This window comes from Enterobacter pseudoroggenkampii (genome assembly GCF_026420145.1).
In the GTDB taxonomy this organism is placed as follows: domain Bacteria; phylum Pseudomonadota; class Gammaproteobacteria; order Enterobacterales; family Enterobacteriaceae; genus Enterobacter; species Enterobacter pseudoroggenkampii.
Genome location: NZ_JAPMLV010000001.1, coordinates 2,589,949 through 2,614,724 on the forward strand (window position 1 = coordinate 2,589,949; position 24,776 = coordinate 2,614,724).

A 24,776-nucleotide genomic window follows, 5' to 3' on the forward strand; every position below is an offset into this window, starting at 1 on the left:
TTCCATTTATAATAGCTATGATCGTAGGCGGTTAACGGCAAGATTACCATAGGAAACAAAGGTAAGACGCCAAAGGATGCGAACATCCTTTGGCAGGTGAGGGAGTTAGTCGAGCTTAACGCCTAAACGGTGAGCAACCGCTTCGTACGCTTCAATCAGGCCACCCAGGCTCTGACGGAAACGGTCTTTGTCCATTTTATCCAGGGTTTCTTTGTCCCACAGGCGGCTACCGTCTGGTGAGAACTCATCGCCCAGCACCACTTCGCCTTTGAACAGACCAAACTCGAGCTTGAAGTCGACGAGGATCAGGCCCGCGTCATCAAACAGTTTTTTCAGCACGTCGTTGGCTTTATAGGTCAGCTCCTGCATACGCGCCAGGTTCTCTTTGCTCACCCAGCCGAAGGTTTCGCAGTAGGATTCGTTGACCATCGGGTCGTGCATGGCGTCGTTTTTCAGGAACAGGTCGAACAGCGGTGGGTTCAGTTCGATACCTTCTTCAATGCCGAGACGCTTCACCAGGGAGCCCGCCGCACGGTTACGAATAACGCACTCAACCGGAACCATATCCAGTTTCTTCACCAGACATTCCGTATCGGACAGCAACGCTTCCATCTGGGTCGGGATACCCGCTTCGGCCAGTTTGGTCATAATGAAGTGGTTGAACTTGTTGTTCACCATGCCTTTACGATCGAACTGCTCAATGCGTGCGCCATCCCCTGCTGACGTATCATTGCGGAACTCGAGCACCAACAGATCCGGGTTTTCCGTGCTGTATACGGTCTTCGCTTTGCCACGATACAACTCAGCTTGCTTCTGCATCTTCATTACTCCTGGTGTGATGATTTGTGTTCAAAACTGGGCATATTATGCCACGCACACGTTTGCGTAGCACGAAAATAAAAAGGGCTGGATTCACCAGCCCTCGTATTTATTTGCTGAATGCTGCCTGGAAGACAGCGACCAGCGCATCGTTCTGCGACTGGGTCAGCGTGTGACCTTTTGGATCGATAAACTGCAGGCTACTGCGGTTATCAAGGTCACCGACCTGAATTTTGTAGTCACCGGAGGCAAGCTGAGGATCTTTCGCGCCCAGTTCCTGCCATGCGCTGTCGGAGAGCGGCTTATAGGTTGCCGTCATGCTACCGGTTGAGCGGGTGCTGTCGGTCACTTTCATGCCCACTTTTTCCAGCGTCGCTGGCAAACGCTGCCAGGTCTGGTTAAACGGTGCACGAACCACCAGCATTGGCAGGCCGGTATCATCCGCACCGCTTTGCACATCGAAGGTCACACCGTTGCGGCTCTGCGCGGCGTTGGCGGCATCGGTCGCGGTTTTATCCAGACCCGCGGCAATCACGTTCAGCATTTCGGTGCTGTAACGCTGCAGGGACGCGGCATCCGCAACCGGTTTACCCGCCTGCTCCAGGTTCAACAGCTTAACGTTGACCGCCTGCTGGTAACCCTGTGGTTTTACGGAGACTTGATAACGACCGCGGTATTGCTGGTCTTCATCCAGACGGTTCCACTCGATCCAGTCGGTGGTTAACGTCTGGCTGGCGTCATCGCGTTTATCGATGGTGTAGTTCTTCGACTGAATGACGCTGACAACCTGCGGCCACAGCGTGCTACCGCGCGCGCTCTCAACCATCAGAGACGCCGTATCACCGGTGAACTGGGTACGCGCCCCGTTAACCAGCGCCAGAGGCTGTGCTGGCGGACGAATATCAAGCGCTTTACCGACCGGGCCGCTGCCGTTGGTCACGGGAATATTATAATCGCCGTTCTGAATCGGCAGGATCATACCAGCCGGTGCGTGAAGTTCAGCAAGCGGGGTCGCATCCAGATAGGATTCATCACCGCTCACCTGGCGCTTGTAGCGCGAGTCTGAACTACAGGCAGCGAGCAGCATAACAAGCGAAACACTCGCAACCTTCGCCAGGCGCGACTTCTGTACTGAATAAGCCATCAAATCTCCCTAAACTCTACAGCAAACCGGCATGCTTCAGCGCCGCTCTGACGATGTCACGACCGTGGTCGGTAATCGGTGTCATTGGCAGACGCAGCGTATCGGTTGCTACAAGCCCCAACTCCTTACATGCCCATTTCACTGGGATCGGATTGGGTTCGACAAATAATTTATTGTGCAGCGGCATCAGACGCTGATTAATGACACGGGCTTCATCAAAGTGACCGGCTGCGGCCAGTTTGCACATTTCAGCCATATCGCGCGCCGCAACGTTTGCCGTTACGGAAATCACGCCATGGCCACCGAGCTGCATAAAGTCCAGCGCGGTCGCATCATCACCACTCAACAGGATAAAGTCGTCTGAAACCAGCTCTTTGATCTGATGAACGCGGCTTAAGTTCCCTGTCGCCTCTTTAATACCGATAATATTTTTTACTTCCGAGAGACGACCAACGGTTTCCGGCAGCATATCGCAACCGGTACGGGACGGCACATTATACAGAATTTGTGGCAAGTCAGTATGTTCAGCGATGGCTTTGAAGTGCTGGAACAAACCTTCCTGAGTAGGACGGTTGTAATAAGGGGTCACCGTCAGACAGCCAACGATGCCGCTGTCGTTAAAACGTTTGGTCAGGCTGATAGCTTCTGCGGTTGCATTAGCCCCTGTCCCCGCGATGACCGGAATACGTCCGTCAGCCAGTTCCAGGGTCAGCATCACTACATCGCCGTGCTCGTCGTGGCTCAGCGTTGCGGATTCACCGGTAGTCCCTACCGAAACGATCGCCGAGGTTCCATTGGCGACATGGTAATCAATGAGCTTCTTCATGCTTGACCGGCAGACATTACCTTTTTCATCCATCGGTGTAACAAGCGCGACAATACTTCCCGTGAACATGAGCCATCCTCTGTGCGAACAAGAGCCTCAATGTTACGTTTGGAACTGTAATAAAAGCAAGCGACCTGAGGCTCTCAGGCGGTTGTATGCATGTTTTTTTTATGCTTTCCTTAGGAAGACTTAACCATGCAAAGGAAGAACAGGTTTGACAACCTCATCACAACATTACCTGGTTATCACTGCGCTGGGTGCCGACAGGCCGGGTATCGTGAACACCATCACCCGCCACGTAAGCAGCTGCGGCTGTAATATCGAAGACAGCCGTCTGGCCATGCTTGGCGAAGAGTTCACATTTATTATGTTGCTTTCCGGGACATGGAACGCCATTACGTTGATTGAATCGACCCTGCCGCTGAAAGGCGCCGAGCTGGATTTGCTGATTGTCATGAAGCGCACCACGGCGCGACCGCGTCCGGCTATGCCTTCTACCGTCTGGGTGCAGGTTGAAGTGCCTGATTCTCCCCATCTGATAGAGCGCTTCACCGCGCTGTTTGACAGCCATCAGATGAACATTGCCGAGCTCGTTTCCCGCACACAGCCGGGCGACGCAAGCACGGTTCCCACGCTCTTTATTCAAATTACCGCGCACAGTCCTGCATCACAGGATGCGTCAAATATCGAGCAAGCGTTCAAAGCCCTCTGTACAGAATTAAACGCGCAGGGCAGTATAAGCGTCGTCAATTATTCGCAGCACGAACAGGATGGAGTTGAGTAATGAACCCACTGAAAGCCGGTGACATCGCACCGAAATTTAGCTTACCGGATCAAGACGGCGAGCAAGTAAATTTGACCGACTTCCAGGGACAGCGTGTTCTGGTCTATTTCTACCCGAAAGCCATGACCCCCGGCTGCACCGTACAGGCCTGCGGCTTACGCGACAACATGGACGAGTTGAAAAAAGTCGGCGTGGAAGTGCTGGGTATCAGCACGGATAAACCAGAAAAGCTGTCACGATTTGCTGAAAAAGAGCTGCTGAACTTCACGCTGCTTTCTGATGAAGACCATCAGGTGTGCGAGCAGTTCGGCGTCTGGGGCGAGAAGACGTTTATGGGTAAAACCTACGACGGTATTCACCGCATCAGCTTCCTGATTGACGCTGACGGAAAAGTTGAACACGTGTTTGACGACTTCAAAACCAGCAATCACCACGACGTGGTGTTGAACTGGCTGAAAGAAAGCGCCTGATAAACAGCAAAACGGCAACCCAGGTTGCCGTTTTTCGTGTTTTCCCCCTCTTCCCGTGGGAGAGGGTCGGGGTGAGGGCATCAGGCCGCTCAAAACTACTTCTCTTCCACCGCCGGCACATCCGGCCACGCGTGAACCACGGCTTTAATCAGCGTCGCCAGCGGAATGGCGAAGAACACGCCCCAGAACCCCCACAGCCCGCCGAAAATCACCACCGATAAGATAATCACCAGCGGATGCAGGTTCACCGCTTCGGAGAACAACACCGGTACCAGCAGGTTACCGTCCAGCCCCTGAATAATCAGGTACACCGCGAAGCAGCTCCAGAACTCAGTCCCCAGCCCAAACTGGAACAGCGCGACCCCAACCACCGGAATGGTCACCACAAACGCGCCGATGTACGGAATCAGGACAGACAGCCCCACCAGCACCGCCAGCAGCAGCGAGTAGTTCAGGCCGAAAATCAGGAAGCCAATCCAGGTGGCGACCCCTACGACAATCATCTCCAACACCTTGCCGCGAATGTAGTTGGTGATCTGCTGGTTCATCTCTTCCCAGACCTGCCCCGCCAGCCCGCGGTTACGCGGCAGAATACGGCGCACGGCGTTGAGCATCTGGTCTTTATCTTTCACCAGGAAGAAGACCATCAGCGGCACCAGCACAAGGTAAACCGCCAGCGTCAGCAGTCCGACCAGCGAGGCCAGAGAGTATTTCACCACCGAATCGCCCATCGTCATGATGCGGGCGCGCATATTTTCCGCCATCGCGTCGATAATCCCGGCATCCATCAGGGCCGGGTAACGGCGCGGCAGCGTGGCGGCAAAATCAGAAAGCTTGTTGAGCATGCCGGGCATATCGCGAATAAGGTAGATCCCCTGCTGCCAGGCAACCGGCATCACCACAAAGGCCATTAACAGCAGGATGCCGACAAACAGCACCAGGACGATGCTGGTCGCCCAGCGACGGGAACAGCCGATGTGCTCCAGGCGCGCCGTTGGCCACTCCAGCAGGTACGCCAGCACAATCGCCACCAGCAGGGGCGCGAGCAGGCCGCTGAAAAAGAACAGAATACCGAACCCGGCAACCAGAATAACCAACAAAGCAATGGCTTCCGGGTCGCTGAACCGACGCCGGTACCACTGCATTAACATTTCGAGCATACAACCCTTCCCTGAATCGAATGGCGGGAGTGAGACGATGAATTGTATCTAACTGTCACAAAAAAGACTTTCGCTTTTTGTATCCCGATCACAATCCGCAAAAGCCTGATGAATGGGATTTTCTTCATGCTACAACACGGCTACACTCCCAGAGCAGCAGAGATGAACGATATACCGGTTCATCGGTCAAATTAGCACATCCAACATACAGGACAGTGGTTATGTTCAGGCAGTTGAGAAAAACACTGGTTGCGACACTGATTGCCGCGGTGACGGTCGGTCAGGTGTTGCCCGCTTTTGCTGACTCGTCCGATACATTGCCGGACATGGGCACCACAGCAGGAAGCACGCTCTCTATTGGGCAAGAGATGCAAATGGGGGATTACTATGTTCGCCAGCTGCGCGGCAGCGCCCCGCTGATTAACGACCCTTTGCTGGTACAGTACATTAACGGGCTGGGGATGCGTCTGGTTTCGCACGCCGACTCGGTAAAAACCCCCTTCCATTTCTATTTAATCAATAACGACGAAATCAACGCCTTCGCCTTCTTTGGCGGTAACGTGGTGCTGCATTCGGCGTTATTCCGTTACTCTGACAACGAAAGCCAGCTGGCCTCGGTAATGGCGCACGAAATTTCGCACGTCACCCAGCGTCACCTGGCGCGAGCGATGGAAGACCAGAAACGTAACGCCCCCCTCACCTGGGTGGGTGCACTGGGCTCTATTCTGCTGGCGATGGCCAGCCCGCAGGCCGGGATGGCGGCCCTGACCGGTACGCTGGCGGGAACACGCCAGGGGATGATCAGCTTCACCCAACAAAACGAGCAGGAAGCGGACCGCATCGGGATTCAGGTGCTGCAGCGTTCGGGCTTTGACCCGCAGGCCATGCCGAGCTTCCTCGAAAAACTGCTCGATCAGGCGCGTTACTCTTCCCGTCCGCCGGAAATTCTGTTGACCCACCCGCTGCCGGAAAGCCGTCTGTCGGACGCGCGTAACCGTGCCAACCAGATGCGCCCGGTCGTGGTCCAGTCTTCACAGGATTTCTACATGGCGAAGGTGAGAACCCTGGGGATGTACAATTCCGGGCGTAACCAGCTCACCAGCGACCTGCTGGATACCCTGGCAAAAGGCAACGTGCGAGAAAAAAACGCCGCGCAGTATGGTCAGGCGCTCCAGGCGATGGAAGCCAGCAAATACGACGAGGCGCGTAAGGCGCTGCAGCCGCTTCTGGCAGCCGATCCGAACAACCCGTGGTACCTCGATCTGTCGACGGATATCGATCTGGGGCAGAAGAAGCCTTCCGATGCGATTAACCGCCTGAAAGGAGCGAAAGACGTCCGTACCAACCCGGTGCTGCAGCTTAACCTGGCGAACGCTTACTTGCAGGGCGGCCAGCCTGGCGAGGCGGCGACCATCCTCAACCGCTACACCTTTAATAATAAAGACGATCAAAACGGCTGGGATCTGCTCGCTCAGGCGGAAGCCCAGCTCGGCAACCGCGATCAGGAGCTGGCGGCGCGTGCCGAAGGTTTTGCCCTGGTGGGCCGCCTCGATCAGGCGATTTCCGCGCTCAGCAGCGCCAGCTCGCAGGTCAAACTCGGCAGCCTCCAGCAGGCTCGCTACGACGCGCGTATCGATCAGCTACGCGGCCTGCAGCAGCGCTTTAAGCCGTACGAGAAGATGTAATAAAGGAGAATTCACGTCATGACAGACGCCGTAAAAATCTATCATAACCCTCGCTGCTCCAAGAGCCGCGATACCCTGAGCCTGCTGAAGTCTAACGGCGTGGAGCCGGAGGTGGTGCTGTACCTTGACACCCCACCTGACGCGCAAACCCTCCGCCAGCTGCTGCACATGCTGGGAATGGGCAGTGCAAGAGAACTGATGCGCCAGAAAGAAGATCTGTATAAGTCGCTTAACCTGGATGACAACCGTCTCACCGAGGCTGAACTGGTCCAGGCGATGGTTGAAAATCCAAAGCTGATTGAGCGCCCGATTGTGGTGGCGAACGGCCAGGCGCGCATTGGACGCCCGCCGGAAGACGTGCTCGAGATCCTCTAGTCCTTATGCCGCAGCGCTTCCAAGAAGGCCTGCGGCGTACTCTCTCCCAACTTTTTCTGGGCTTTCTCCCGGTTGTAAAATTCGCACAGCTGGATCAGCAGCTCGCCTGCCGGTTCACTGTTCAGACGTGGAATGATGTCGCATAGCGGCAGAGCAACCTGAACGGCGGGGTATTGCTGTGGATGTACTGTCACGGCGGTATTGCGTTTCTCAAGCTTCACCTCGAAACCAAAAGTCTCAATAGATTGAATATCAGCCGGACAGGCTTCCAGCACGTCGTTCACCCAGTGGACCAGCAGCTGTGGAGAAATGCCCGCGTACAGCCGAACGGAGCACCAGCCGCTCACGGGTTCACGCGCCCAGAGCAGATGCTGTTCACCGCCATCGTCCATATGCAGAGACAGAGGCTGATGATGTAACAGGAGTTTTTGCGGCACGATACCTGCCCTCAGCGCCTTTTTCCCCTGCAACGTCGCGCCCTTCTGCTTTACCGAAGCCGGTTTGAGGTAGCGATTGAGGGTCGCGCGGGATACGGCGATCCCGAGTCCGTTATTGACCATCTGCAGCAGTTCGTCCAGCGGGGCACCCGTGATATCCCGCAGGGCATTGACCAGCGCAACCTGCTCCTGTCTCAATGCTTTGTGTATCACTTTTGGCGTCGTGTGGTTATCCGAAACCTGATCGCGGTTACGCCAGCGCCTGACTGTAGTGACCGAGATCCCCAGCTCAACGGCCAGCTCCCTGTCGCTTTTATCTGATTGCTGAAGATAGCGACGGATGCGCGGCGTCGTGGTGGCATTAGCATGCAGTTTAATTTCCATCGCAGGATCCTCAGAACCAATCTTGTGAGATTTATACTATACCAGCGATTGCTTTGTGACCGATTTCACCTTTCGCTCACCACGCTTCACTGATAATCCTCAGACATAACACAAACAACACCCCTCAATCTTGTACGGAGTTCACAATGAACAATGTTCTGGGATTTCTTGAAGCAAAACTGATGCCGCTGGCGGCCAAAACGGCCCAGCAGCGGCATCTCGGGGCCATTCGCGGCGCCTACGTCTCCTTCATGCCGTTTATCATCGTCGGCTCTATTCTGCTGGTGATCTCGTCGTTCCCGAATCAAGCCTATCAGCAGTTTATGTCTCAGGCCTTTGGTGAGAGCTGGAGCGCCATTATCGAAATCCCGTTCAACGCGGTGTTCTCCACCATGTCGCTGTTCATCAGCTTCCTGGTCGCCTTCCGCCTGGCGGAACACTATGGCGAGGATCGCATCTCCTGCGGCATCCTGGCGCTGGTCGCCTTTCTCATCCTGACGCCCTTTATCAAAGTGGCGGAGAACGGCGGTATCACCGTCATTCCAGTGGAGTGGATTGGCAGCAAAGGGCTGTTCGTGGCGATGATTGGTTCTCTGCTCTGGACGGAGCTGTTCTGCTGGCTCAAGCGCAAAAAACTGGTGATCAAAATGCCGGACGGCGTGCCTCCGGCGGTGCAGGAGTCGTTCGCCGCGCTGATCCCGGCCCTGCTGGTGATGATTCTGGTGCTGGGTATCCGCATCGTGTTTGAAAACACCCACTACAACACCATCCACCAGTTTATTTACGAAGTGGTTGCCACGCCGGTGCGCCACTATGGCACCTCATACTTTGGCGCGCTGATGACGGTGTTCAGCATCACCATTCTGTGGTCCGTGGGCATTAACTCCGGCTCGATGATCAACGGCATCATTCGACCGCTGTGGATGGAGAACCAGACCGACAACATCGCCGCGATTCAGGCAGGCACGACGCCGCCGCACATTATCACCGAACAGTTTTTTGACATGATCTGGATGGGCGGCGCGGGGGCCACGCTGTCGCTGGTGATTGCAATGCTGATTTTCGCCCGCAGCAAAAACATGCGTGAAGTGGCGCGCCTCGGCGCCGGGGCATCGGTGTTTAACATCAACGAACCGATCCTGTTTGGCCTGCCGGTGATCATGAACCCGATCATGCTTATCCCGTTCAACCTGGTGCCGCTGGTGCTGGTCACCGTGCAGTATGCGGCGATGAAGATTGGCGCGGTTGCCGTCACCACCGGGGTGTTTATTCCCTGGACGCTGCCGCCGGTCATCAGCGGTTTTATCGTCACCGGTCACCTGAGCGGCAGCGTGATGCAGCTTATCAACCTGCTGATTGGCGCCATGCTGTATCTGCCTTTTATGCGTATCGTGGACAAACAGTACCGCGCGGCGGAAATGGCCACCGTTACGCAAACCGACACCACCCTTGCAAAACAGGAGTAACGCATGTGGGGAATTATCGCGACCTGGCGAATGGCGCTTGAAGGCGTCACCGAGTCTGCATCTGCGCTGGCTGCGGGGAAACCGGTCTCGGCAGCGGTGGTGGATGCCGTCGCCGCCGTCGAAGACTTTCCGTTTTATAAATCCGTCGGCTACGGCGGGCTGCCCACCGAAAATGGCGAGGTGGAGCTGGACGCCGCCTATATGGACGGCGACACGCTGGCGTTTGGTGCCGTGGGCAACCTGGTGGATATCGCCAACCCGGTGCGCGTGGCGCATGCGTTAAGCCGCCAGCGCTACAACAGCCTGCTGGTCGGCCAGGGCGCGAGGGAATGGGCGCTGAGCCAGGGCTTTGCCGACAAAACCATGCCCACTGACCGCGCCATGCAGCACTACCGCAAACGCTGCCGCGAAACGCTGGATAAGGGCTTAAGCCCTTACGACGGACATGACACCGTCGGCATTATCGGCCTCGATAAACAGGGCTCAATGAGCGTCGCCACCTCCACCAGCGGCCTGTTCATGAAAAAACGCGGTCGACTCGGGGATTCGCCCATTATCGGCTCCGGCTTTTACTGTGACAGCGAAACCGGCGCCGCCACCGCCACGGGCGTCGGTGAAGATCTGATGAAAGGCTGCACCAGTTACGAAATCGTTCGCCGCATGGCGCAGGGTATGACGCCGCAGCAGGCGGCGGATTCGGTGGTGTTCGAACTGGAGGACAAGCTGATGTCGCGCTTTGGCCGCGTGGGCGATCTCTCCGTGGTGTGCATGAACAACAGGGGCGAATTTGGTGCCGCTACCAACATCAAAACCTTTTCGTTCGTGGTGGCGACGGCTCGCCAGCCCCTCACCGTTTTTCGTACCGAACGCCTGCGGGAGAAAACACATTATCACGCGGTAGACGATGAGTGGATGCAGGCCTATGCCGCGCGGATCCGCGCGCCGATTGAGGAGTCATGATGATTACGTATCAGTTTATCACCGCGCTTTCCGACGCGAAGCCGCAGAGCCATTTGATTGCCTCCGCCTCCTGTACGCATTTGCCCGAAACGGCGCTTGTCGCGGAAATGCGCGAGTCTGCCAGCGTCGCTGACACCCGATTTGGCTGCGCCCCGTTTGCCCGGATCACCCTGCTGCCCGATGCGCTCTGGCAGGATAGCCTAACCGAAGAATTACTGACGGCGCTGCGCCCGCTGCTGGCCTCGCCCGTCAGTCCCGAGCTGATACTGGACGTGACTGATATTGACGATGTGGTGCTGGCGCAGGTGCTGCGTTTTCTCTTTAATCAGGCGCACAGGCTAAGCGATTTGCAGTTGAAGAAAACCAGTGACAGCGTCCGTCTTGAGCGCATCACCGCGCTCTGCTTACCCAAACAGCAGGAGCGACTGGCGGTTATTTTCCGCCAGCAGCAGGCCATCGCCCACGGCATGGTCGCGGCGCGACGTCTGGCGGATACCCCGTCCGACCAATGCACGCCGCAGTTTGTGGTGGAAGAGGCGCAAAAACTGTGTGCCGCCTTCCCTGCACTGCGGTGCGAAGTGCTGAATGAAAAGCAAATCGTTGAGGACGGTCTGGGGCTGCTGCACGCCGTCGGCAAAGGGGCGACCTGTCCGCCGCGCCTGCTGGCGATTCATTATGACGGTGTCAACGACGGCCCGGTGCGCTGCTATGTGGGTAAAGGCATTACCTTTGATACCGGCGGCCTGTGGCTGAAGGAAGGCGCGGGCATGTACACCATGAAATACGACATGTGCGGTGCGGCTAACGTGCTGGGCCTGATGCTGACCGTCGCAGAGCTGGCGCTGCCCGTACGCATTATGGGCGTGCTGGCGCTGGCAGAAAACGCCATCGGCCCGGACGCCATGCAGCCCGGCACGGTAGCAACGGCCTGCAACGGGATCACCGTTGAAATCAACAACACCGATGCCGAAGGCCGACTGGTGCTGGCGGACGCCATCGCCTGGGCCAGCCAGCGGCATCCGCAGGCGCGCTATATCATTGATATGGCCACCTTAACCGGTGCGGTCGTGAAGGCGCTGGGGTATGAGCTGAGCGGGCTGATGACGCAGGATGAACCGCTGCGCGCGGCGCTGACGCTGGCGGGTAAGCAGAGCGGCGATGAAGTGTGGTCCCTGCCGCTGGATGCGCGGCTGAAAAAGCAGACCGACAGCGCGATTGCCGATCTGTGCAACACGCCGACCAACAATGCGGCGATCAGCGCCTCGGCTGCGTGGCTGCTCCATTACTTCTGCCCGCCGACAATTCCGTGGGCGCATCTGGACATCAGCGGTACGGCGCTGTGGCGTGAAAACGGACGGAGCGTGGCGTCGGGAAGACCGATTCCACTGCTGGTTGAGCATCTAATGGGGGATCTTTAGCCGGGTGGCGGCTGCGCCTTACCCGGCCTACAAAGTGCGGCAGGTTTTCGTAGGCGCGGTACACCGGGCGAACAAACTCAAAGCTTGAGAATATCTTTCACAAACGGAATGGTCAGCTTGCGCTGGGCAGTAATGGAGGCGCGATCGAGCTGATCGAGCGTATCAAACAGGGTGCGCATTTCGCGATCCAGACGCTTCAGCAGGAAGCGCCCTACGTCCTCCGGCAGCTCAAACCCGCGCTGCTTTGCACGCAGTTGTAACGCCTGAAGCTTATCTTCATCCGACAGTGGCTGAAGCTTGTAGATTTGCCCCCAGTCCAGGCGAGACGCCAGATCCGGCAGTCCCAGATTCAGCTGGCGAGGCGGACGATCGCCGGTAATCAGCAGCCGGGTTTTCCCCGATTCCAGAATGCGGTTGTAGAGGTTAAAGATCGCCATTTCCCACGGCTCATCCCCCGCCACGCATTCGATATTATCAATGCACACCAGCGAAAGATGTTCCATTCCCTCAAGCACCTCAGGCACGAACCAGGTACGTTTATCCAGCGGCACGTAGCCTACCGCATCGCCGCGCGCCGAAAGCTCCGCGCAGGCGGCATGCAGCAGGTGGCTGCGCCCCGCGCCTTCGCGTGACCAGATATAGATGTATCCGCTGTGTTCCTGGCGCAGCACGTTTTGCAGTGCAGCCAGTAAAGAGGGGTTATCACCCGGCCAGAAACTCGCGAAAGTTTCGTCGTCAGGGAGATAGAGTGGCAGAGAGAGCTGTGCCGGTCCGTTCAGAAGTACCTCAACCAGATCTTACATAAAATCGGAACGGAGTTTAGCACGGAACCTGCAAGGAGAGAACCGGGCGGATCGTCCACCCGGTTAAAGGATCAATGTGGTGCTTTTTCGCTGTCGTCCGCGTCCAGAATTTGTTCTTCCGGGCGAATTACCGAGATCAGCTTGAAAATCAGGCTCAGGCCCACGCCGACGATGGTCGCCAGCGCCATGCCTTTCAGCTCGGCCGCACCAATGTGCACCTTCGCACCGCTGACGCCGATAATCAGGATCACCGAGGTCAGGATCAGGTTCTGCGCCTTGCTGTAATCCACTTTGGATTCAATCAGCACGCGAATACCGGAGGCACCGATCACGCCGTACAGCAGCAGAGAAACGCCGCCCATCACCGGAACCGGGATGATCTGAATCGCTGCCGCCAGCTTGCCGACGCAGGAGAGCAGAATGGCGATGATCGCCGCGCCGCCGATAACCCAGGTGCTGTAGACGCGGGTAATCGCCATCACGCCGATGTTTTCACCGTAGGTGGTGTTTGGCGTAGAACCAAAGAAACCGGAGATGATGGTGGAGAAACCGTTCGCAAACATGGAGCGGTGCAGACCCGGGTCGCGGATTAAATCGCGCTTAACGATGTTCGCCGTTACCACCAGGTGGCCGACGTGCTCCGCAATCACCACCAGCGCCGCAGGCAGAATGGTGAAAATCGCAAACCATTCGAAGCGCGGCGTGTAGAAGGTTGGCAGCGCGAACCAGTGCGCCTCGGCAATCGGGGTGGTATCCACCACGCCCATCACGAAGGAGAGCGCGTAGCCCGCCAGCACGCCGATCAGGATCGGGATAATCGCCATAAAGCCGCGGAACAGCACGGAACCAAACACCGTTACGCCCAGGGTCACCAGCGAGATGATAATGGTTTTGGAATCCGGTGACTGGCCGTCAGCAGGCAGCAGACCGGCCATATTCGCCGCGACGCCCGCCAGTTCGAGACCGATGACGGCCACGATGGCGCCCATCGCCGCAGGGGGGAACATCACGTCCAGCCAGCCGGTACCGGCTTTCTTCACAATGAAGGAGACCAGGCAGAACAGCACGCCACACATGATAAAGCCGCCCAGCGCGACCTCATAACCCAGCGGCAGCGGCAGCAACAGCAACACCGGCGAGATAAAGGCGAAGCTCGACCCGAGATACGCCGGAATTTTGCCTTTACAGATGAAGAGGTACAGCAGCGTACCGATGCCGTTGAACAGCAGCACGGTAGCCGGGTTAATGTGGAACAGGATTGGCACCAGCACGGTTGCGCCAAACATGGCGAACAGGTGCTGCAAACTAAGCGGGATAGTCTGTAAAAGCGGCGGTCTTTCACTCACCCCGATAGCACGGCGCGTCATAGTGTTTTCCTCTGAGTAGTATCGTTGTTGGTGTTTTATTCAAAAAAAAGCCGACTATCAAAGTCGGCTTATTTATCGTTATTCGATTATTTCGTACCAAAGATCTTATCGCCGGCATCGCCGAGCCCCGGGATGATGTACCCGTGCTCGTTCAGGCCCTGGTCGATAGAGGCGGTATACAGCTCAACGTCCGGGTGCGCTTTTTCCAGCGCCGCGATCCCTTCCGGTGCCGCAACCAGCACCAGCACTTTAATGCTGCTGCAGCCCGCTTTTTTCAGTAGGTCGATGGTGGCAATCATTGAACCGCCGGTTGCCAGCATCGGGTCAACCACCAGCGCCATACGCTCGTCGATGTTGGACACCAGCTTCTGGAAGTAAGGAACCGGCTCGAGGGTTTCTTCGTTACGGTAGATCCCGACCACGCTGATGCGCGCGCTTGGCACGTGCTCCAGCACGCCTTCCATCATGCCGAGACCGGCACGCAGGATTGGCACAACGGTAATTTTCTTACCTTTGATCTGCTCAACCTGCACCGGGCCGTTCCAGCCTTCGATGGTGACTTTTTCCGTTTCCAGATCGGAGGTCGCTTCGTAGGTCAGCAGGCTGCCGACTTCAGAGGCCAGTTCGCGAAAACGCTTCGTGCTGATGTCATGCTCACGCATCAGGCCCAACTTGTGTTTAACGAGTGGGTGTTTCACTTCCACAATCTTCATTCTCTTTCTCCTCTGAATGGCATCCGCAAAAAAATCGCGGGATTATACCGCTTTTTTCGGATTAGGCCATACCCATGTTGCTTGACAGGGATCAAGCAAAGACAAAAAAGCCGGAGGCTGAGTTCCGGCTTGGGTGCGGGTTCTGCCCGGTGGCGCTGCGCTTACGCGGGCCTACGTGTATTGTAGGTCGGGTAAGCGTTAGCGCCACCCGACAATTACAGGTTATCCCCGTTGCTCGCAATCACCTGCTTATACCAGTCGAACGACTTCTTCTTGCTGCGGTTCAGCGTGCCGTTGCCTTCGTTGTCTTTATCGACAAAGATAAAGCCGTAGCGTTTTTTCATTTCACCGGTACCGGCAGACACCAGGTCGATACAGCCCCACGGGGTATAGCCCATCAGGTCTACACCATCTTCCACCACCGCTTTTTTCATCTCGCGGATGTGAGCGGCCAGGTAGTCAATGCGGTACTGGTCGTTCACCGTGCCGTCGCTCTCCTGCACGTCGATTGCGCCAAAGCCGTTCTCAACGATAAACAGCGGCAGCTGGTAGTGATCCCAGAACCAGTTGAGGGAGTAGCGCAGCCCCACCGGGTCAATCTGCCAGCCCCAGTCGGATTTTTGCACGTACGGGTTAGAGACCAGGCTCTTGCTCTCGTCGTAATCCAACTGCGGGTTGTCCGCCGTCGCCTTGGTGGCGAAGGACATATAATAGCTAAACCCGATGTAGTCCACGCAGCCCTGCGTCAGCGCCGCTTTATCTTCTTCGGTAATATCCAGCGCGAAGCCGCGACGTTCGAAGTAGTTGAGCAGATGCTGCGGGTACTTGCCGCGCACGTGCACGTCGGTGAACCAGTAGCGGCGGTGCATGGCATTCATCGCCATCATCATATCGTCCGGCGCGCAGGTCAGTGGATAGATAGGACACATGGCAATCATGCAGCCGATCTGCAGGGACGGGTTAATCTCGCGCCCCGCCTTCACCGCCAGCGCGCTGGCCACCAGCTCATAGTGCGCGGCCTGGAACATTACCGGCTCGCGATCTTCGCCCGGCGCGTACTTCAGCCCCGAGTTGGTGAATGGGGCAAAGTCTTCGTGGAAGTTGGCCTGGTTGTTGATCTCGTTAAAGGTCATCCAGTACTTCACCTTGTGCTGATAGCGCTGGAAAACCACTTTTGCAAAACGAACGAAGAAGTCGATCAGCTTACGATTGCGCCAGCCGCCGTATTCCGTGACCAGATGGAACGGCATCTCGAAGTGAGACAGGGTAATAACCGGTTCGATGCCGTGCTTCAGACACTCGTCGAACAGGTCGTCATAGAATTTCAGGCCTGCCTCGTTCGGCTCAAGCTCGTCGCCTTTCGGGAAAATCCGCGTCCAGGCAATAGAGGTGCGGAAGCATTTGAACCCCATCTCGGCAAAGAGTTTGATGTCTTCTTTATAGCGGTGATAGAAATCGATGGCTTCATGGTTAGGGTAGTTTTTCCCGTCCAGCACGCCGTTGGTGATTTCACGCGGCACGCCGTGCGCACCTGCGGTCATCACATCGGCCACACTCACCCCCTTGCCTCCCTCTTTCCAGCCGCCTTCGAGCTGGTGCGCCGCAACCGCACCGCCCCACAGAAAATCTGCTTTAAATCCTGACATTCACTTTCCCTCATTCTGCGTTATTTTCTGCAAAAACAATTACAGAAACCGGTTTCAGTTGAATGATGTGCAAAGCCGTTTCGGGTTGCAAGGAGAATACCGAAACCGGTTTCATTTTCGTGAACAGACGCAAGTTTGGGCGCACTGGCAGGCTGCGCGTAAAAAAAGATCCCTACGTCCAGAATAGGCTCGCAAACGTTTGCCTGGACTGTTAGAATTGCGCCGATTTTTCTTACTAGCTATGCAATCGCGTGGGGATTTAAGCCGTGACCAACAAAACTTCTCTCAGCTACAAAGATGCCGGTGTTGATATTGACGCAGGTAATGCGCTGGTTGACCGAATCAAAGGTGTGGTGAAAAAAACCCGCCGCCCGGAAGTGATGGGTGGTCTGGGTGGATTCGGCGCACTGTGCGCGCTGCCGCAAAAATATCGTGAACCTGTTCTGGTCTCGGGAACTGACGGTGTAGGCACTAAACTGCGCCTGGCGATGGATTTAAAGCGTCACGACACGATCGGTATCGATCTGGTCGCGATGTGCGTGAATGACCTGGTGGTTCAGGGCGCAGAGCCGCTGTTCTTCCTCGATTACTACGCGACCGGCAAACTGGACGTAGATACCGCGGCAAGCGTGATCAACGGTATCGCCGAAGGGTGCCTGCAGTCTGGCTGTGCGCTGGTTGGCGGTGAAACCGCGGAAATGCCGGGCATGTATCACGGCGAAGATTATGACGTCGCGGGCTTCTGCGTCGGTGTAGTAGAAAAATCAGAAATTATCGACGGCAGCAAAGTGGCCGATGGCGATGTGCTGATCGCGCTGGCCTCCAGCGGCCCGCACTCCAACGGCTACTCCCTGGTGCGTAAAATCATCGAAGTGAGCGGCTGTGACCCGCTGACGACCGAGCTTGACGGTAAACCGCTGGCTGACCATCTGCTGGCCCCGACCCGCATCTACGTGAAAAACGTGCTTGAGCTTATCGAGAACGTCGACGTTCACGCTATCGCTCACCTGACCGGCGGCGGCTTCTGGGAAAACATCCCGCGCGTCCTGCCGGACAACACCCAGGCGGTGATCGACGAATCCTCATGGCAGTGGCCAGCCGTGTTTAACTGGCTGCAGACCGCAGGCAACGTGAGCTCCCACGAAATGTACCGCACCTTTAACTGCGGCGTGGGCATGGTTATCGCCCTGCCGGCAAGCGAAGCGGATAAAGCGGTCAAGCTGCTGACTGAAAAAGGTGAAAACGCGTGGAAAATCGGTACGATTAAAGCCTCCGATTCCGAACAGCGTGTGGTCATTGAATGAAAAACATCGTGGTGCTCATTTCCGGCAACGGAAGCAATTTGCAGGCGATAATTGACGCCTGCAAACAGAAGAAAATCAATGGCACCATTCGGGCAGTTTTCAGCAACAAGGCCGACGCGTTCGGCCTTGAGCGCGCGCGGGAAGCGAACATCCCTGCGCACGCGCTGGAAGCCAGCCAGTTCGCCGGGCGTGAAGCCTTTGACCGCGAGCTGGTGCAGGAGATTGATGCCTACGCACCGGACGTGGTCGTACTGGCGGGCTATATGCGTATTCTGAGCCCGGCTTTTGTAGAACACTTCGCCGGACGTCTGCTGAATATCCACCCTTCTCTTCTGCCGAAATATCCCGGCCTGCACACCCATCGTCAGGTCCTGGAAAACGGCGATGAGGAGCACGGCACCTCCGTGCATTTCGTTACCGACGAGCTGGACGGCGGTCCGGTGATCCTGCAGGCTAAAGTCCCGGTCTTTGACGGCGATAGCGAAGAAGACGTGACCGAACGTGTGCAGACCCAGGAGCACGCCATTTACCCGCTGGTGGTAAGCTGGTTTGTCGACGGGCGTCTCGAAATGCGCGACGGCGCAGCCTGGCTGGATGGCGTGAAGTTACCCCCGCAGGGTCATGCTGCCGAAGAGTAGTTTGTTATGTCGGGTAGCGCAGCTGCGCTTACCCGACCTGTTCATTGCATTACCCGATATCCCCTTCTCCAACCTTCTAAAATCCCCAACAAAAAAAATAACTGTCATACTTTTCTGGCACTGTTGGACATATCGTGGAAATGCTCGCCATAATAAGGACGAGACGGATTTACCACGTCCTGTGATTGAACTGGAGTGTGAGCTGTAATGGGTCAGGAAAAGTTATATATCGAGAAAGAGCTAAGCTGGTTAGCATTTAACGAACGTGTACTCCAGGAAGCGGCAGACAAAAGTAACCCGCTGATCGAGCGCATGCGTTTTTTGGGCATCTATTCCAACAACCTGGATGAGTTCTACAAGGTTCGCTTTGCCGAGCTGAAAAGACGCATCATCATCAGCGAAGAACAGGGCCTAAACTCGCACTCGCGGCACCTGCTGGGCAAAATCCAGTCCCGCGTGTTGAAAGCCGATCAGGAATTTGACGGCCTGTATAACGAACTGCTGCTGGAGATGGCGCGTAATCAAATCTTCCTGATTAACGAACGTCAGCTTTCCGTTAACCAACAAAACTGGCTGCGCCACTATTTTAAACAGTACCTGCGCCAGCACATTACCCCGATTCTCATCAACCGCGAAACCGATCTGGTGCAGTTCCTGAAAGATGACTACACCTATCTGGCTGTGGAAATTATTCGCGGTGAATCCATCCGCTACGCGCTGCTGGAGATCCCGTCCGACAAAGTGCCGCGCTTTGTGAACCTGCCGCCGGAAACCCCGCGCAGACGCAAGCCGATGATCCTGCTCGATAACATCCTGCGCTACTGTCTGGACGATATCTTCAAAGGCTTCTTCGATTACGATGCGTTAAACGCCTACTCGATGAAGATGACCCGTGACGCCGAATATGACCTGGTGCACGAGATGGAAGCCAGCCTGATGGAGCTGATGTCGTCCAGCCTGAAACAGCGCCTGACGGCCGAGCCGGTACGCTTTGTCTATCAGCGCGATATGCCGGACGCCATGGTGGAAATGCTGCGCGAGAAACTGACCATTTCGCGCTATGACTCCATCGTACCGGGTGGTCGTTACCACAACTTTAAAGATTTTATTGGTTTCCCGAACGTCGGCAAAGCCAATCTGGTGAACAAGCCGCTGCCGCGCCTGCGCCATCTGTGGTTCGATAAATTCCGCAACGGATTCGACGCCATCCGCGAACGCGATGTCCTGCTCTACTATCCGTACCACACCTTCGAGCACGTGCTTGAGCTGCTGCGTCAGGCCTCGTTCGACCCGAGCGTGCTGGCGATCAAAATCAACATCTACCGCGTGGCAAAAGATTCCCGCATCATCGACGCGATGATCCATGCGGCGCACAACGCCAAAAAAGTCACCGTGGTGGTTGAGCTGCAGGCGCGCTTCGACGAAGAGGCGAACATTCACTGGGCGCGTCGTCTGACGGAAGCCGGTGTGCACGTCATCTTCTCTGCGCCAGGGCTAAAAATTCACGCCAAGCTGTTCCTCATCTCCCGTAAAGAGGGCGACGAGGTGGTGCGTTATGCCCACATCGGTACCGGGAACTTTAACGAGAAAACGGCGCGAATCTATACCGACTACTCGCTGCTGACTGCCGATGCCCGCATCACTAACGAAGTGCGCCGGGTCTTTAACTTTATTGAGAACCCGTACCGTCCGGTGAACTTTGACTATCTGCTGGTCTCGCCGCAGAACTCGCGCCGTCTGCTGTACGATATGATCGATAAAGAGATCGCCAATGCCCAGAAAGGGCTGTCGTCCGGCATCACGCTGAAGCTTAACAACCTGGTTGATAAAGGGCTGGTGGACAGGCTGTACGCGGCGTCCAGCTCCGGCGTGCCGGTTAATCTGCTGATCCGAGGTATGTGCTCGCTGATCCCGGAACTGGAAGGCATCAGCGACAATATTCGCGTGATCAGCATTGTTGACCGCTACCTGGAACACGATCGCGTCTATATTTTCGATAATGCGGGTGATAAACAGGTCTATCTCTCATCGGCAGACTGGATGACGCGCAATATTGACTACCGAATTGAAGTCGCGGCACCGCTGCTGGATCCGCGCCTGAAGCAGCAGATCCTCGACATCATCGAGATTCTGTTCAGCGATACCGTGAAAGCACGCTATATCGACAAAGAACTCAGTAACCGCTATGTACCGCGCGGCAACCGCCGCAAAGTGCGGTCGCAACTGGCGATTTACGACTATATCAAATCACTCGAGCAACCCGATTAACCTATGCCGATAAATGATAAGACCCCACGCCCGCAGGAATTCGCCGCGGTCGATCTTGGCTCTAACAGTTTCCACATGGTCATCGCCCGTGAGGTGGATGGCGCACTGCAGATCATCGGTCGTCTGAAGCAGCGGGTACACCTGGCGGATGGCCTTGATGAACGCAGCATGCTCAGCGAAGAGGCAATGGAGCGTGGGTTAAACTGCCTGTCGCTGTTTGCTGAACGCCTGCAGGGCTTCTCGCCCTCCAGCGTGTGCATCGTGGGCACCCACACCCTGCGCCAGGCGCTGAACGCGCCGGAGTTTCTCAAACGGGCCGAAAAAGTGATCCCCTACCCGATTGAGATCATCTCCGGCAACGAGGAAGCGCGTCTGATTTTCATGGGCGTTGAGCACACCCAGCCGGAAAAAGGGCGCAAGCTGGTTATCGATATCGGCGGCGGCTCAACGGAGCTGGTGATCGGCGAAGACTTTGAGCCACGCCTGGTGGAAAGCCGCCGTATGGGCTGCGTCAGCTTCGCGCAGATGTATTTCCCGGGCGGCACCATCACCCGCGAGAACTTCCAGCGTGCGCGTATGGCGGCCGTCCAGAAACTGGAAAACCTGGCCTGGCAGTACCGAATTCAGGGCTGGAACGTGGCGCTGGGCGCGTCAGGCACCATCAAAGCGGCGCATGAAGTGCTGCTGGCGATGGGTGAAAAAGACGGGTTTATCACGCCTGAACGCCTGACATTGCTGACAGAAGAAGTGCTGAAGCATAAAAGCTTCGACGCCCTGAGCCTGCCGGGTCTTTCCGACGAGCGTAAGGCGGTCTTCGTGCCGGGGCTGGCCATCCTCTGCGGCGTGTTTGATGCCCTCGCCATTAAAGAGCTGCGCCTTTCCGACGGCGCGCTGCGCGAAGGCGTGCTGTACGAAATGGAAGGCCGCTTCCGCCATCAGGATATTCGCAGCCGCACCGCGCAAAGCCTGGCTAACCAGTACAACATCGACCGCGAGCAGGCGAAGCGCGTGCTGGACACCACGGTGCAGATGTACGAGCAGTGGGAAGAGCAGAATCCGAAGCTCGCGCACCCGCAGCTTGCCGCGCTGTTAAAATGGGCCGCGATGCTCCATGAGGTGGGGCTGAACATCAACCATAGCGGGATGCACCGTCATTCGGCCTACATTCTGCAAAACAGCGATCTGCCCGGCTTCAACCAGGAGCAGCAAACCATGATGGCGACCCTGGTGCGTTATCACCGCAAAGCCATCAAGCTCGACGATCTGCCGCGCTTCACGCTGTTTAAGAAGAAGCAGTTCCTGCCGCTTATTCAGCTGCTGCGCCTGGGCGTGCTGCTCAATAACCAGCGCCAGGCCACCACCACGCCGCCCACGCTGAAGCTTAAAACTGACGATCATCACTGGACGCTGAGCTTCCCGCACGACTGGTTCAGCCAGAACGCGCTGGTCCTGCTGGACCTGGAAAAAGAGCAGCAGTACTGGGAAGCGGTCACCGGCTGGCTGCTCAAAATTGAAGAAGAGAGCGCCGACGTCGCCGCGTAACGGCTCAGGCGTCCGCGCAGGACGTCTCAGCTTCCAGCAGTGACTCAAGCGGTGCCGGCCTGCCAATCAGATAGCCCTGCACATAATCGATACCTAGCGCGTGAACCGCGCTACGTATCTCTTCCGTCTCGACATACTCAGCCACCACCAGCATCTTCTTCATGCGCGCCAGATGGCAGATAGACGCTACGATCTGATAATCCAGGCTGTTATTGACGATATTGCGGATAAAGCTGCCGTCAATCTTGAGAATGTCGGCATCCACGCTTTTCAGCCGCGCATAGCTCGCATACCCGGTACCAAAATCATCAATCGCAATGCGTACCCCCATTTTCTGCAACTGCTGGAGGATGTGTAGCGCCTGCTCCCCGCTGCCGAAGGTGCTGCACTCCGTCACTTCAAAAATCAGCTGCCACGGCTCAATGGCGTATTTCGCCAGCAGGCGACTTACCTCAAGCGGGAACTGTACCCGACACACGGTCGACGGGGCCAGATTAATGGCAAAGCGCTGACCGGGAAGTGTTTCGCGATGCGCTGCAAGGAAGCGCAGGGTATGCTCCAGCACCCACAAATCCACCCGCGAGGAGAGACCAAACTCCTGCGCGACGGGCAGGAATTGGTCGGGGGAGATCAATAGCCCGTTGATATCCGGCATCCGCAGCAGAACTTCGTGATAGCGATCGCCACGCAGGCCGCGAACGGGTTGAACCAGCAGGGCGAATTCGTCGTTATCGAGTGCCTTTTGCAGGCGGCTCATCATCGCGACTTTATCCTTCAGGCTGCGCTGCAAATGGATGGCCCCACGCTGCTGAAGATTTTCCGGATGGTTGGAGGAGAGCGACAGATCGGCAACCACGCCCAGTTCGCCCAGCACCAGATAAAGATGGTTAACCGGGGACCGGACATAGCAATAGCTCACGCCCACCTGCGGCTGCAGCGGCATCCCGTCCCAGACAAAGCGAAACTGTTTGATATGCTCGTCCAGGGCTTCAATCCGCTGCTGGTGTGATTCCGCATTGAGCCGTACCGCCATGTCATACCCGGTGAGGTGATACACCTGCTCATTGGGCTGGAGCGTGCCATTCACCCACTGCGCCAGCTGCTGTTTGTACTGAATGCGCAGCAACACGCCATAATTTCGGCCCAGAATTTCCAGCTCCGGAATGCGCAGCAGGCAGAGCGCCGACCACGGGTTTTTCGCCAGTTCGCGCGACAGCGCCCGCAGGTTAGGCATATGGACGACCGGGTCGAGTAGCGCCAGCCTGCGGGAGCGTTTGTTCACCGCGCGCTGCCGGGTCGCCAGCATCGACATATAAATCACCACAAACGAGAAGACCAGGTAACTGGAAGAGGTGATCGCCAGCTGAATGTCATACCCCTGGTTCACCGGGATATAGTGGTAAAAATAGTGAATAGACACCAGCAGCACCGGTATCCAGATCAGCGACACCAGCTTATAGCCAAAACGCATCGCGCCCCAGAGCATCACCGGCATCAGCAGCGACAGGGTGTAGTTAGTGGTAAAAATGGAGCTGTTTTCATTCATCGGGAGCAGCAGCAGCGAAAGCAGCCCGCCAAGCGCGATTGCCCACACCAGAAACTCAACGATCGTCACCTTTTTGTCTATCTGGGAACGGACCTGCGAGATAAGGCTTTTAAGATAGCGCGGATGACGAATCAGGCGGATCAGCAGATAGCTCAGCGGCACGCCCGTCAGTCCGCTGACCAGCAGCGCCTGGTAGTTGATGAGCGTGCGAATATTAAGAGGGTTTAATCCCGCCAGGCTCTGGCGGCTCTCATACACGCCTAAATACACCGCAAACTGAAACAGCAACAGAAACAGCGTCGCGGGGCAGAAGGCCTGCCAGAAGATGCGCTGCGCCATCAGCCGGATGTCGCCGTACGCGGTCATATTCCGTCTGGGCGCAAACACCCGGTAGCCGCCCCAGCTGAGCACTAAAGGGACGATAAAATGGAGCACGCCGGCGACGGTTTCAAACATCCCGACCGAGGGGTAATAGCGGATAAACAGCGACAATACGATCCCGGGCAGCGCTTCCAGGCCAAAGAACATCATCAGCGAAAGCAAAAATGAGAGGGGTAAATAATAGAGTGCCACAATGCCGTCGCCCAGCTGCGTGAGCGTATTCGCAATGCTCAGCACGGGAAGTAAAACCACCGGTAAAATAAGCGGCAATGCCCACCAGCGGTTTTCATTTTTTTTCAGGAAAGCGAGAATGTTCATAGATGCCCGGTTAAACCCCTATCGCTCCAGAGGGAAATAAAGACAGGCATCCGACCTGACGTACGTCCCGCCCGGCAGCGTGCCGGGCGAACAGTGTGGAGGAAGGATTTTAAATATCAGGGCCAGGAATCCGTTGACATAAATCAAACTACTTTACGCAAATAACGTTTTGCGACGTTTTTCTACAATTATTTTCTTCATATTATCAATATGGTAAATGTATTAATTAATCTCAATAACATTAATTAATGTAAACATTGACGGTTATTTACACATCACAGAATTGACCCCATCTTCCCGCTGTGCCTTAATATCCTTATCG

21 protein-coding genes are annotated in these 24,776 nt (G+C 56.3%); 11 read left to right on the forward strand and 10 right to left on the reverse strand.

Annotation, left to right across the window (positions count from 1 at the left end; all coding sequences use genetic code 11):
- Positions 1–105: 105 nt before the first annotated feature.
- From purC to dapA, 3 genes are all read right to left on the reverse strand, one after another.
- Positions 106–819 (reverse strand): phosphoribosylaminoimidazolesuccinocarboxamide synthase, encoded by a 714-nt coding sequence (gene purC / locus OTG14_RS12625; RefSeq protein WP_023332985.1) that lies wholly within the window; start codon positions 817–819, stop codon positions 106–108.
- 109 nt (positions 820–928) lie between these two features.
- Complete coding sequence (gene bamC, locus OTG14_RS12630; protein ID WP_032646781.1) at positions 929–1,963, reverse strand: outer membrane protein assembly factor BamC; 1,035 nt, start codon at positions 1,961–1,963, stop codon at positions 929–931.
- Positions 1,964–1,979: 16 nt separating this feature from the next.
- Positions 1,980–2,858, reverse strand: a complete 879-nt coding sequence (gene dapA, locus OTG14_RS12635) for a 4-hydroxy-tetrahydrodipicolinate synthase (RefSeq protein ID WP_008501633.1) — start codon at positions 2,856–2,858, stop codon at positions 1,980–1,982.
- Between the two features lie 145 nt (positions 2,859–3,003).
- On the opposite strand from dapA, the gene OTG14_RS12640 reads away from it, so the two are divergent.
- Together OTG14_RS12640 and bcp are read left to right on the forward strand one after the other, a co-directional pair.
- Positions 3,004–3,573 carry a glycine cleavage system transcriptional repressor gene (locus tag OTG14_RS12640; RefSeq protein ID WP_023325845.1) on the forward strand — a complete coding sequence of 190 codons (570 nt, stop codon included), beginning with the start codon at positions 3,004–3,006 and terminating at the stop codon, positions 3,571–3,573.
- Positions 3,573–4,043 carry a thioredoxin-dependent thiol peroxidase gene (gene bcp / locus OTG14_RS12645; RefSeq protein WP_008501635.1) on the forward strand — a complete coding sequence of 157 codons (471 nt, stop codon included), beginning with the start codon at positions 3,573–3,575 and terminating at the stop codon, positions 4,041–4,043. Before OTG14_RS12640 ends, bcp begins: the two co-directional genes overlap by 1 nt.
- Positions 4,044–4,138: 95 nt before the next feature.
- On the opposite strand, the gene OTG14_RS12650 is transcribed toward bcp, so the two are convergent.
- Positions 4,139–5,203 carry an AI-2E family transporter gene (locus OTG14_RS12650; protein ID WP_024907566.1) on the reverse strand — a complete coding sequence of 355 codons (1,065 nt, stop codon included), beginning with the start codon at positions 5,201–5,203 and terminating at the stop codon, positions 4,139–4,141.
- Positions 5,204–5,424: 221 nt separating this feature from the next.
- On the opposite strand from OTG14_RS12650, the gene bepA reads away from it, so the two are divergent.
- Together bepA and arsC are read left to right on the forward strand one after the other, a co-directional pair.
- Positions 5,425–6,888: a beta-barrel assembly-enhancing protease gene (bepA, locus tag OTG14_RS12655; RefSeq protein ID WP_208763149.1), complete on the forward strand. Its 1,464-nt coding sequence runs from the start codon at positions 5,425–5,427 to the stop codon at positions 6,886–6,888.
- Positions 6,889–6,906: 18 nt separating this feature from the next.
- Complete coding sequence (arsC, locus tag OTG14_RS12660) at positions 6,907–7,263, forward strand: arsenate reductase (glutaredoxin) (RefSeq protein ID WP_024907564.1); 357 nt, start codon at positions 6,907–6,909, stop codon at positions 7,261–7,263.
- Here the strand turns inward: arsC and OTG14_RS12665 are convergent.
- Complete coding sequence (locus OTG14_RS12665) at positions 7,260–8,084, reverse strand: XRE family transcriptional regulator (RefSeq protein WP_208763150.1); 825 nt, start codon at positions 8,082–8,084, stop codon at positions 7,260–7,262. The genes arsC and OTG14_RS12665 overlap by 4 nt on opposite strands.
- 146 nt (positions 8,085–8,230) lie before the next feature.
- Here OTG14_RS12665 and celB point away from each other — a divergent pair, with 146 nt between their 5' ends.
- Genes celB through OTG14_RS12680 form a run of 3 tightly spaced genes read left to right on the forward strand, consistent with a single transcriptional unit; the run spans position 8,231 to position 11,928 of the window.
- Positions 8,231–9,550, forward strand: coding sequence for a PTS cellobiose transporter subunit IIC (celB, locus tag OTG14_RS12670; RefSeq protein WP_024907562.1), 1,320 nt, complete (start codon positions 8,231–8,233; stop codon positions 9,548–9,550).
- Positions 9,551–9,553: 3 nt separating this feature from the next.
- Positions 9,554–10,510, forward strand: a complete 957-nt coding sequence (locus tag OTG14_RS12675; RefSeq protein ID WP_267215148.1) for a glycosylasparaginase — start codon at positions 9,554–9,556, stop codon at positions 10,508–10,510.
- Positions 10,510–11,928 carry a leucyl aminopeptidase family protein gene (locus OTG14_RS12680; RefSeq protein WP_267215215.1) on the forward strand — a complete coding sequence of 473 codons (1,419 nt, stop codon included), beginning with the start codon at positions 10,510–10,512 and terminating at the stop codon, positions 11,926–11,928. Before OTG14_RS12675 ends, OTG14_RS12680 begins: the two co-directional genes overlap by 1 nt.
- Positions 11,929–12,005: 77 nt before the next feature.
- On the opposite strand, the gene OTG14_RS12685 is transcribed toward OTG14_RS12680, so the two are convergent.
- The 4 genes from OTG14_RS12685 to OTG14_RS12700 all read right to left on the reverse strand — a co-directional run bounded on the left by OTG14_RS12685 (position 12,006) and on the right by OTG14_RS12700 (position 16,457).
- Positions 12,006–12,707, reverse strand: coding sequence for a DnaA inactivator Hda (locus tag OTG14_RS12685; protein WP_166792068.1), 702 nt, complete (start codon positions 12,705–12,707; stop codon positions 12,006–12,008).
- A gap of 95 nt (positions 12,708–12,802) precedes the next feature.
- Entirely contained in the window at positions 12,803–14,098 is a 1,296-nt protein-coding gene (gene uraA, locus OTG14_RS12690; protein ID WP_267215149.1) for a uracil permease, read from the reverse strand.
- Positions 14,099–14,184: 86 nt separating this feature from the next.
- Entirely contained in the window at positions 14,185–14,811 is a 627-nt protein-coding gene (gene upp, locus OTG14_RS12695) for a uracil phosphoribosyltransferase (protein ID WP_008501641.1), read from the reverse strand.
- Positions 14,812–15,026: 215 nt separating this feature from the next.
- Complete coding sequence (locus OTG14_RS12700) at positions 15,027–16,457, reverse strand: 6-phospho-beta-glucosidase (RefSeq protein WP_048991281.1); 1,431 nt, start codon at positions 16,455–16,457, stop codon at positions 15,027–15,029.
- 266 nt (positions 16,458–16,723) lie between these two features.
- Here OTG14_RS12700 and purM point away from each other — a divergent pair, with 266 nt between their 5' ends.
- From purM to ppx, 4 genes are all read left to right on the forward strand, one after another.
- Positions 16,724–17,761, forward strand: coding sequence for a phosphoribosylformylglycinamidine cyclo-ligase (purM, locus tag OTG14_RS12705; RefSeq protein WP_024907556.1), 1,038 nt, complete (start codon positions 16,724–16,726; stop codon positions 17,759–17,761).
- The gene (gene purN, locus OTG14_RS12710) at positions 17,758–18,399 is read left to right on the forward strand and encodes a phosphoribosylglycinamide formyltransferase (RefSeq protein WP_024907555.1); all 642 of its coding nucleotides are present in this window, start codon (positions 17,758–17,760) and stop codon (positions 18,397–18,399) included. The genes purM and purN overlap by 4 nt, the downstream gene beginning before the upstream one ends.
- Positions 18,400–18,606: 207 nt before the next feature.
- On the forward strand, positions 18,607–20,667 hold the full coding sequence (gene ppk1, locus OTG14_RS12715; protein WP_024907554.1) for a polyphosphate kinase 1: 2,061 nt from the start codon (positions 18,607–18,609) through the stop codon (positions 20,665–20,667).
- Between the two features lie 3 nt (positions 20,668–20,670).
- Positions 20,671–22,209 carry an exopolyphosphatase gene (gene ppx / locus OTG14_RS12720; RefSeq protein WP_024907553.1) on the forward strand — a complete coding sequence of 513 codons (1,539 nt, stop codon included), beginning with the start codon at positions 20,671–20,673 and terminating at the stop codon, positions 22,207–22,209.
- A gap of 4 nt (positions 22,210–22,213) precedes the next feature.
- Here ppx and OTG14_RS12725 read toward each other — a convergent pair whose 3' ends face one another.
- The gene (locus OTG14_RS12725) at positions 22,214–24,454 is read right to left on the reverse strand and encodes an EAL domain-containing protein (protein WP_148769808.1); all 2,241 of its coding nucleotides are present in this window, start codon (positions 24,452–24,454) and stop codon (positions 22,214–22,216) included.
- Between the last annotated feature and the right edge of the window lie 322 nt (positions 24,455–24,776).